Source organism: Vicinamibacteria bacterium (assembly GCA_035620555.1).
Lineage (GTDB): Bacteria > Acidobacteriota > Vicinamibacteria > Marinacidobacterales > SMYC01 > DASPGQ01.
The window spans coordinates 1-8894 of record DASPGQ010000798.1 but is presented as its reverse complement, the minus strand read 5'-3'; the positions used below and the strand labels follow the sequence as shown (position 1 = coordinate 8894).

9 protein-coding genes are annotated in these 8894 nt (G+C 62.4%); 6 read left to right on the top strand and 3 right to left on the bottom strand.

Features of this window, described 5'->3' with window-relative positions:
* Window positions 1-158 precede the first annotated feature (158 nt).
* Both VEK15_32120 and VEK15_32115 read left to right on the top strand, forming a co-directional pair.
* The gene (locus VEK15_32120) at window positions 159-476 is read left to right on the top strand and encodes a helix-turn-helix domain-containing protein (GenBank protein HXV65386.1); all 318 of its coding nucleotides are present in this window, start codon (window positions 159-161) and stop codon (window positions 474-476) included.
* Window positions 473-883, top strand: a complete 411-nt coding sequence (locus tag VEK15_32115; protein HXV65385.1) for a PIN domain-containing protein — start codon at window positions 473-475, stop codon at window positions 881-883. Before VEK15_32120 ends, VEK15_32115 begins: the two co-directional genes overlap by 4 nt.
* Here VEK15_32115 and VEK15_32110 read toward each other — a convergent pair.
* Together VEK15_32110 and VEK15_32105 are read right to left on the bottom strand one after the other, a co-directional pair.
* Window positions 880-2550: a hypothetical protein gene (locus VEK15_32110; protein ID HXV65384.1), complete on the bottom strand. Its 1671-nt coding sequence runs from the start codon at window positions 2548-2550 to the stop codon at window positions 880-882. The genes VEK15_32115 and VEK15_32110 overlap by 4 nt on opposite strands.
* Complete coding sequence (locus VEK15_32105) at window positions 2547-4322, bottom strand: hypothetical protein (GenBank protein HXV65383.1); 1776 nt, start codon at window positions 4320-4322, stop codon at window positions 2547-2549. The genes VEK15_32110 and VEK15_32105 overlap by 4 nt, the downstream gene beginning before the upstream one ends.
* 261 nt (window positions 4323-4583) lie before the next feature.
* Between VEK15_32105 and VEK15_32100 the strand changes: the two genes are divergently transcribed.
* The gene (locus VEK15_32100) at window positions 4584-6452 is read left to right on the top strand and encodes a DUF11 domain-containing protein (GenBank protein HXV65382.1); all 1869 of its coding nucleotides are present in this window, start codon (window positions 4584-4586) and stop codon (window positions 6450-6452) included.
* Window positions 6453-6549: 97 nt separating this feature from the next.
* On the opposite strand, the gene VEK15_32095 is transcribed toward VEK15_32100, so the two are convergent.
* Window positions 6550-6990, bottom strand: a complete 441-nt coding sequence (locus VEK15_32095) for a hypothetical protein (GenBank protein HXV65381.1) — start codon at window positions 6988-6990, stop codon at window positions 6550-6552.
* 260 nt (window positions 6991-7250) lie between these two features.
* Here VEK15_32095 and VEK15_32090 point away from each other — a divergent pair, with 260 nt between their 5' ends.
* From VEK15_32090 to VEK15_32080, 3 genes are all read left to right on the top strand, one after another.
* The gene (locus VEK15_32090; GenBank protein ID HXV65380.1) at window positions 7251-7946 is read left to right on the top strand and encodes an arylesterase; all 696 of its coding nucleotides are present in this window, start codon (window positions 7251-7253) and stop codon (window positions 7944-7946) included.
* Window positions 7943-8656 (top strand): ABC transporter ATP-binding protein, encoded by a 714-nt coding sequence (locus VEK15_32085; protein HXV65379.1) that lies wholly within the window; start codon window positions 7943-7945, stop codon window positions 8654-8656. Before VEK15_32090 ends, VEK15_32085 begins: the two co-directional genes overlap by 4 nt.
* On the top strand, window positions 8653-8894 hold a 242-nt coding region (locus VEK15_32080), incomplete at its 3' end, for a hypothetical protein (protein ID HXV65378.1). The genes VEK15_32085 and VEK15_32080, both read left to right, overlap by 4 nt.

Here is an 8894-nt window from a genome sequence, read left to right as displayed (position 1 = left end):
GGAGACGGGGGTGAGAATGGCGAGACAGGTGCTGAGGCTCCCTTTCTCAAGGCCCGAGATTTCTGGTTCAACACATCGCGCCAGCGCTTAGGTGAAAGTACGGACATGGTTAATAGGCATAATTGTACTTTATGAGGTAATCTAGTACACTTCATGAGATGCCAGCCGCGGAACTCCTGACCGTCGAAGAAGTCGCGAAACGCTTGCGCTGTCATCCGCAAACCGTGCGGCGGTACATCTGGTCGGGCAAGCTCGGTTACGTGAAGGTCGGCGGTATGGTGCGAGTGCCCGAATCTGCTCTCGAGCGAACGATTGCAGAGGTCGGACAACCGACGCCGATCGACGACAGAAACAAGGGGGTCGATGCTCTCCGAGCGGTCGTTCAATCTCGGAGAGCTAGCCCCGAGGATGTGGCGGAGCTCGAGCGCCTGATCGTCGAGGGTGAGCAAGCAGCCGATTGGGGCTCCCCCGTTTGACCGATCTCCTGCTCGACACGCCGGCGGTCAGTGCCGCCATGGCCGGCAACGAGCAGCTCGACGCCTTCCTTGGAAAACTCGAACCGAGAACGGAGATCTTTACATCCGTGATTGTGGAGGGTGAGGTGCGTTTCGGTCTCGCGCGGCTTGCGAAAGGCCATCGGAAAGAGAATCTGACCTCGGCGTTCGAAGACGTGATTTCGACTCTTCACGACATTCTTCCGGCATCACGAGATATCGCGGAGGATTATGGCCGGCTGAAGGCACTGCTCTGGGATTCGGGAACGCCAATCGGAGAGAATGACATATGGATCGCTGCGACGGCACGCGTGCGCGGGCTCCGCGTACTGACCAGTGACCCGGACTTCGGTGCGATTCCGGACTTGAGCGTGGCGAGCTGGTCCTAGCGAACTCGATAGATTGAGTAACGGTCTCCTATCTGATGGACCTTGTACACGACGCCGCTCGCTTCCATATGGGCCTCGTCGAGCTGCCAGTAGACCTCGCGGAGAGAAGGATCGAGAACGATCACCGAGAACCCGAGCTGGATCACCGCCCGCCGCATTGCCACGGGATCGCCGGAGAGGAAGAGCTGCCGCAGCTCGCGGCTGAAGGAGCGGCGATCTTCGCGTGGCAGAACCCGGATGCCGGAGAGCACTCTCCGACCGGTCAGCGCGGCCACCCACTCGCCAGTGTCGTTGCCCGTCAGAACGATCTCGTCGCCGTCGGTTTGGGCTAGCAACCAGCGCTGGAGTCGCTCGATGGAGGTATCGGCCGGATACTGAAAGCTGGGGTAGTAGAGAGGATCCACCCGCAGGGGATGCCAGAGAAAAACGGCGCTCTGGGGCAGAAGGAAAAGGACCACTAGGGCGAAAGCGCGCGGTTCGGCCGGAAGAGACGACCACCACCGATGCGCGCGGTGAGCATCTTGTGCGTCGGTCTCGAGACGAGCACCGAGCCAAAGGGCGGCATGATAACCGCCGACTCCAGCCAGGATCGCCACGCTGATGCGAAGCAAATGAAAGACACCGTCCGGCTCGAAATAAAGGCCGCGGGAGAACGTTAGCGCCAGGAGACCCCAAAGCGCGTAGGCCGCGACCACGAGGGATACGAGACCTCGATCGAGGCGGTTCCCTCGACGCCACACAAGAGGAACGGCGAGAACGGCCAGGACGAAGATCCATTCCATGTCTGCCGACAAGGTGAACAGATCGCGGAAAGCGAGCCGGTAGGCAACCGCTTCGTCCGGGGAGGGACCGCGTACGAGCAGATCGCCTCGAAGCCAGGCGAGACATTGGGGCAGAGCAATCAAGGTGGCTATCGGAATCGCGATCCAGCGGAAGGAGCGCTCCGAGCGGGGGAGCCTTTTCTCGACAATCTCGAGCGAGACCAGGGCAACGAGCGCCCAGAGAAGGACGGTCAGATCGATCCAACCCACGAGGCCGAGGAGCAGTGAGGCGATCGCAATGCCCCGGCGACCCGCGCGCCAGCAAATGGCCAGGGCCAGCACGGCCACCAGCAGCGCCGCGGCGCGGTACGGGGCGATGAAGAACGTCCGAAAGACGAGCCCAAAAGGACGAAACACATCGAGTGGAAGCGACGAAGCGAAGACGGCGGCGAAGGCCGCGGTTGCAGCTTCCCACCGGTCATGTCCCGCGATGGACATAGCGAAGAAGAACCCGAGGGGCGCGAGCCCCAAAAGGATCAGTGGAGCGAGCTCGTGGAGATGTTGGACCAGGGGAACGTCGCGGCCCGCCACGGTTCCGACGAGGAAGCTCCAGGCGGGTCGTGGACTTCGTCGGCCTGCGATCCACGATTCGTCGACACGCCCACTCGCAGCCCCTGACGTCACCGTTGCCAGCTCGAAGGCTGCCGGTGAGCCGGGCTGAAGGCCGTACGGTTGCTGGAGGGGTAACCAGGTGAAGAGCCAGAGCACCCCGCCCATCAGCACCATCCCCAGAAGCGGCGGTACGACCGATCTTTGCCGCAGGGCCCACCAGAGCGTGCCAGCGACGAGGCCCGCCAGGAGATAGCGAAAGGCGACGAAATGAACGCTGAACGTATCGCCGATCACGGTGGTGCCTGGCTCGCGCCCGAAACTCGAATCGCGAAGATCCGGAGCCCGTCCCGCCGGTAGAGGATCCGGAGCCAGGGCATCGATTCGACGGACACTGGATCGGCGCCCAGGGCCTCGAGGTAGGCGGGATCGATGGCCAGGTGGCTGACTCCGAAACGCGTTTGTGCTTCACGGAAGGCGGCTTCCTCTCCTCCGACGATCATCCGCCGCTCGAGATCGACTCGCTCTTCGAAATCGAAGGTGGGACGAAAATTGGCCGTGGTGAGAACTCGTCTTCCCGAGAGCGAAGCGATCCAGAGCGAAGTGGCGCCGCCCGCGACGAAGACCGCATCCGGCGAGGTCTCGTCGCGAATCCACCGGGCCATCTCCACCATCTGATTCGGCAGGGGAGACAGCGCGAGCTCGTAGTAGCGGTCCATCTTCAACGGGTTCCACCAATAGGGGAACGTTTGAGGAAGGAGCAGGACCAAACCCAGGCAAAGGGCGCGCGACGAAGCCTTTCCTTCCAGGGCAAGCGACTCGCGCGCTTTGCGCCACAGAAAGAAGGCGCCGGATCCCGCAGCCAACGTCAGAAGAAACCGGGAATAGAAGTAAAACTCGTCCGGCTCGATGATCTTGTCGACCGCGAAGAGTACGAGATAGCCGGCCCAACCGAGCACGCAGCCGGCGAGAAGAGAGAGCCAGACGAGATCCGACCCGAGACGGCGTTTCACCATACCCGCGATTCCGATGAGAGAGAGGAGAAAAAGGGCGCCGTGCTCGTATCCGACGGCAAAGACGTTGTAGAAGCCCTCCTCGTAGCCTAATTGAAGCCATACTTTCTCAGCGACGGCCCCGCCGTGGCCCCAGTGGAAGTTGGATACGAGGAAAAGGACGTAGGGTAGGGCGGCCATAAATGACAGCGAGACCGCCGAGAGGACCCGCTTCGTCTGTGCCGGCCGGCCCAGACCGTGCGCGACGAAGGGGTAGCAAAGAAGCCCGGCGACCACGAAGCTCCAGTGCATCAGGAACACCCAGCTGAGGGCGGATAGAAGAGCGGCACCGGCAAGGGCTCCGGTCCATCGGCCAGGACGGCTCACGGCGCGAACGATCCACGGCAGAATGACGAAGCCGAGCACGTGGTTCGGCTTGAGGAGGAAGTTCATCGGCCAGAAGGAGCGGAACACGCCGAACTGTTCGTAAGGGGAGGAATTGAGGAGGAGGACGAAGAAGACGAGGAGAGCGGCCTCGAAGCGACGCTCGTCCCCGACGCCTTCGCCAGCGTTTGCGTCGCGAAAGCCGAAGTACAGCGACGATGCGAGCAAGACCATGACGATCGGCGTGAAGTAGGGGTAGAAGGCGAGAACGTTCTCCGGCCGACCGAGCGAGACCGTTTTCAGAACGAGACGCCAGAACGGCTCCAGATCGGCGGCTGCCACCTGATAGCTCTCGAACGGCGAATGTCCGGTCGCGGCGGTCGCTCCCATGGCCACGTTGAACATGCGGTCGAAGGGCGGGGCGAACGCGTAGAGTCTCTCTAAGGGCCACTCGAGGACGAACCACGAGTAGAGGGCCAAACCGACCGCTCCGGCCGCCAGGAGCCCGGCATGGGGCATGCGAGCCAGGAGCCACAAGAAAGCGACGTACAGCAGTACGAACCCATATCGTGCGGCGAGGAAGAACGAGGGCAAATCGGAGAACGGGACGGGTGGCGCGTCGCTCATGCCGATGTCCCCGGGAGCCGGGGCATCGAGACATCGGAACCGGTCGATCTCATCGAGAGGGCTCATTGTAGGGAGTCGCGGGACGGCCGGTCAATTCGCGATTGGTTGACAGAGGATCGAAAGCTGGGATAACTTTACCTATCCGGTGAGTTTCTGCCGCGGGATTCGCTTCGCATGTCGGGACGCCTAGTACCCTGGCGTCTCGCGACGGAAAAATCACCCTACCCCCCACCCCCTTCGAGAGGCGGTGTGAAGCACCGCACAGTTTTTGTGTCTAGGGCGCGTCGTGGGGCTCCCATCGCCGCGCTATTCACAGGAGAGGGCTCTTTGAAAGAAGTCTTTCGTTTATTCAATCTGTTAATCGCAACCATTCTCGTTCTCTCGTTCGCCCCCATCGCGTGGGCGAGCCTCCTGCCGGGACCGATCCTGAATCCGGCCGGCACCCAATGGTACGTCCGGGGTGCCCACAACACGGCCCTGAACCAGTACCTCGTGGTCTGGGCGGACGGTAACAACACCGACCTCCAGATCCGGGGACTGCGGCTCGACTCGAACGGGGCTCAGGTTCCTCCCGGCAACATCCTCATGATCAGCGACGGCGACAGCGCCACGGTGACACCGGATGTCGCCTACAACAGCACTCGGAACGTCTACCTGGTCGTCTGGACGGACGCCGAAACCGGGGCTGGCGACGTCTACGGACAGTTCCTGGACGCCTCGGGCAACCGGATCGGGGTCACGGAGTTTTTCATCGGCGGCGGTGCCGGCGACCAGACGCTTCCCCGAATCGCTTACAACCCAACGGACGACCTTTTCATGGTGACCTGGGGAAGACGAGGGGGTGTGGTCAACGCCCATATCGGCGTGCAGATGGTCGACGGCGATCCGAATGCCCCGAGCAACCTCGTGGGCGGCGGCCTTACCTTCGACCTCAGCAGCAATCCTCTGATTCCTCACTCTCCTCATGTCGATTGGAATCCCGTCTCCCAGCGTTTTCTGCTCGTCTGGACCGGCTTTCAGGGCGAGAGCAGTAATGACGTCCGAATTCGCTATTTCGACGGTCAAGGCATTCCCCTATCCAACATCACGATCATCAGGTCGAATGGGCAGCGTCCCGTGGTGGCCGCGAACTCGCGAACGGGGGATTTCCTGATTGCCTACGAGACGGGACAGCCTGGAATCAATTTCAACGTTCGAGCCCAGATTTGGGACGGCTCAGGAGACCCTCTGGTGGGCGAGTTCAATATCGCAACCCAGGGCAGTCCCATCCCCGAGTGGCGTCCCCATGCGGCTTACAATCACTTTGCGGACCGGTACTTCGTGACTTACGCGAAAGGAAGGGGGTGCGGAGGTCCCTGCGACGACGTGCTCGGGAATACGATTACGTCCACCGGGATCGTCGAGGGGGTCATCGGGGTCGCCAATGATGATTTCCTCCAGGACCACGGCTCTGACGATGGATTCGGGTCTTGGGGCGATCTCGTCGCGAGCTCGACGCAACCGCGTTTCCTCGAGCTCTACCAGGTCGGAAACGATAACATCAACGGTGGCATCCTGACTCTGGCCGCTGTCGCGGCTGCGGATCTCTCGCTCACCAAGAACAACGGTGTCGATTTCGTGGAACCGAACGACACCGTGACCTATACCCTGGCCGCTACGAATGCCGGGCCTTCGCCGGTGATGGGGGCGACGGTCACCGACATGTTCCCGGCCGATCTGACGGGGTGCTCTTGGAGCTGTTCCGCCAGTGGCGGAGCGAGCTGCACCGCGGGCCCGGTGAACGGCAACTTGATGGATACGATCGATCTGCCGGTAGGAGGCATGGCAACTTACACCGCCACCTGCACGTTCACCGGCGGCGAGAACGACGAGATTACGAACACCGCCACGATATCGCCCCCGGCGGGCGTTACCGAGCTCAATCCCGCCAACAACAGCGCGAGCGACACGGATGTCGTCCTCGGCGTCTTCGGTACCTGCGGTTTTGCGAATCATTTGCTCTTGAGCGACAGCGTTCTGAACGCCGTGCAAACGATCACCGCGTGTCAAACTTTGACTCTGGGCCCCAACCTCCAGATCGTGTCACCGGCCGGGCTGACTTTGCGAGCCGGCGAAAGTGTGATACTCGACGATGGCTCGTCCATTGGGAACGGTGCGACGCTCACGGCTGAGATCGATCCGGCCTTGGCCCCGTGACGCCGCAACTATTCGATGGATGAGCTCGGAGCGGGAGCGGCGAATGCCTCCACGAGCTGACGTCCGGCGCGTGAACGACTAGCCTAACGGGGTCACCTCAGCTGGTTGGGCCGATTTCGAGGGCTAGCCCGTTGCCCGCCCGCGCCGAGTTCTCGATGTGGCTCAGGACCCGGCTCATCGGGATGCTCACCAGGTGCGTTGCGTCACCCTTGGGCTCGGGGAAGAGGTGAAGGGTGAGCCTCGCGGTACGCGGGTCGTCGAAGCCGGCTTTCTCCTCAGCAGTGAGGAAGCCCAGCAAGAAGACGCGCGAGTCGGCGAGCTTGTGCGTCTCGAACGTGCGGAGGTCCCGCTGCCGAAACAGAGGAAAGTTCGGCTCCGCGGGCGAATAAGTGAAGCCATAGACGCCGTCGGGAAGCCGTTCGACGCCACCGCCGCTCTCGTCTTCCGTGAGAGGCCTGAGCGCGCGTGCGGCGCGAGCTTGCTCGAACTGACGCTGTGTTTCTTCGGTCAAAGGCACGGGATTGCTGAGTTGAGCCATGTCGGGCATTCTAGCGAGAATCGCATTTCACCAGCAAAAGGCCCGCTGGCTTGGACGCGACGGTGCGAAATGGGCTGGCGCCGCCAGTCCCCGAAGGTTAGGCTAGCAGGAGTGATGTCCAAATGCATCCCACCCTGTGCGAGCCGAGCGTTCGACTGGTCCCACCAAGGCTTGACGGGTAGAGTGATGTCTGCACGGCGCTTGGGAACGAACGCAAAGACGCCTAGTCGGAGATGTGCAAGGGAACGTGTAGGGCTGAAATGAGCTTTGCGCCGTTGCGCTCTTTCGCCGTCGCGTTTTTTCTGAGCTCGGTCCTCGCGCTTCACCTGGGATGCGATGCGGCGGAGGAGAACCTGGCGCCCGCCCCTCCTCCGGCGGCGGAGGAGTCGGAACGGAGCGACCAGAAGAAGATCATCGCCTTCGGCGACAGTCTGACCGCTGGCTTCGGGATCGGTCTCGACGAAGCCTACCCCGCGGTGCTCCAGGAGATGATCGATCGGGAAGGCTACCGTTACGAAGTCATCAATGCCGGTGTTTCCGGAGAGACGAGCGCGGGAGGGGTCCGCCGTCTTTCCTGGGTTCTCGATCAGCGTGAGGTCGAGGCAATCGTCCTGGCTCTCGGAGGCAACGACGGCCTCCGCGGACTGCCACCGCAGGAGATGAAGAAGAACCTCGCGACCCTGATCGAAGAAGCGAAATCGCGCGACATCACCGTACTGTTAGCCGGCTTCGAGGCCCCTCCGGACGCCAGGGATCGGTACGTGCGAGATTTCGTCGCCGTTTTTCCCGAGCTCGCCCAGGAGCACGACGTCACCCTGATGCCGTCGCTGCTCCAGGGCGTCATCGGAGTCTCGGAGCTCAACCAACCCGATGGCAAGCACCCCAATGCCGAGGGCGCGCGGGTGGTGGCCGAGAACGTCTGGTCGTACTTGAAGCCTCTCTTGACGACGCCATGATACGGCTCCAAGGCGTTACCAAAGTCGTTCGCAGCGGAACCGAGGAGCTCACCATTCTCCGGGCGCTCGATCTCGAGGTTCCCGCCGGTCAGTTTCTCTCGGTGGTGGGTCCGTCGGGAAGCGGCAAGTCGACATTGCTGGGGCTCATGGCGGGGCTCGACGCGCCGACGTCGGGACTCATCCAAATCGATGGCGAAGACCTCTCCGGCCTGAGCGAAGACCGGCTCGCGAGGCTTCGGGGCGAGAAAATCGGGTTCGTCTTCCAGTTCTTCCACCTTCTTCCTTCTCTGACGGCGTTCGAGAACGTTCTCGTGCCGATGGAGATCGCCGGGATCGCCGGCGCCGAGGCGATGTCGCGAAAGCTGCTCGACGAGGTCGGTCTGTCGGACCGAGCGCATCACTATCCATCGCAGCTTTCCGGAGGCGAGCAGCAACGTGTGGCGCTCGCCCGGGCGCTGGCGAACGATCCTCCCATCCTTCTCGCCGACGAGCCGACGGGGAACCTCGATGCCGCCAATGGCCGGCACATCGTCGAGATCCTCCTCGATATCCACAAGAGCCGTGGGACGACCATCGTGCTCGCTACCCACGACCCGGAGTTGGCGGCCCAGTCGGACCGGGTCCTCGTCCTTAAAGGCGGATCGGTCGAGCGGATCGAAGAGCCGGCCCGGCCGAGGCGCGCAACTCTCTCGTCATCCTGGCAGCGATGAAATTCGTCTTCCGCATGGCGGTTCGGGAGATACGCTCCTCGATCGGCCGCCTCATGTTCTTTTTCCTCTGTATCGCCATCGGGGTTGCGTCGATGGTGGCGCTGCGCTCGGTGATCCAGAGCGTGGGTGCCGCCCTTCTGCAGGAGTCCAAGACTCTCACCGCGGCCGACGTCCTCATCTGGACGGAGCGGCCGTTCAGCGAGAACGCGCTCTACATCATCGACGAGAAGCTCGAGCG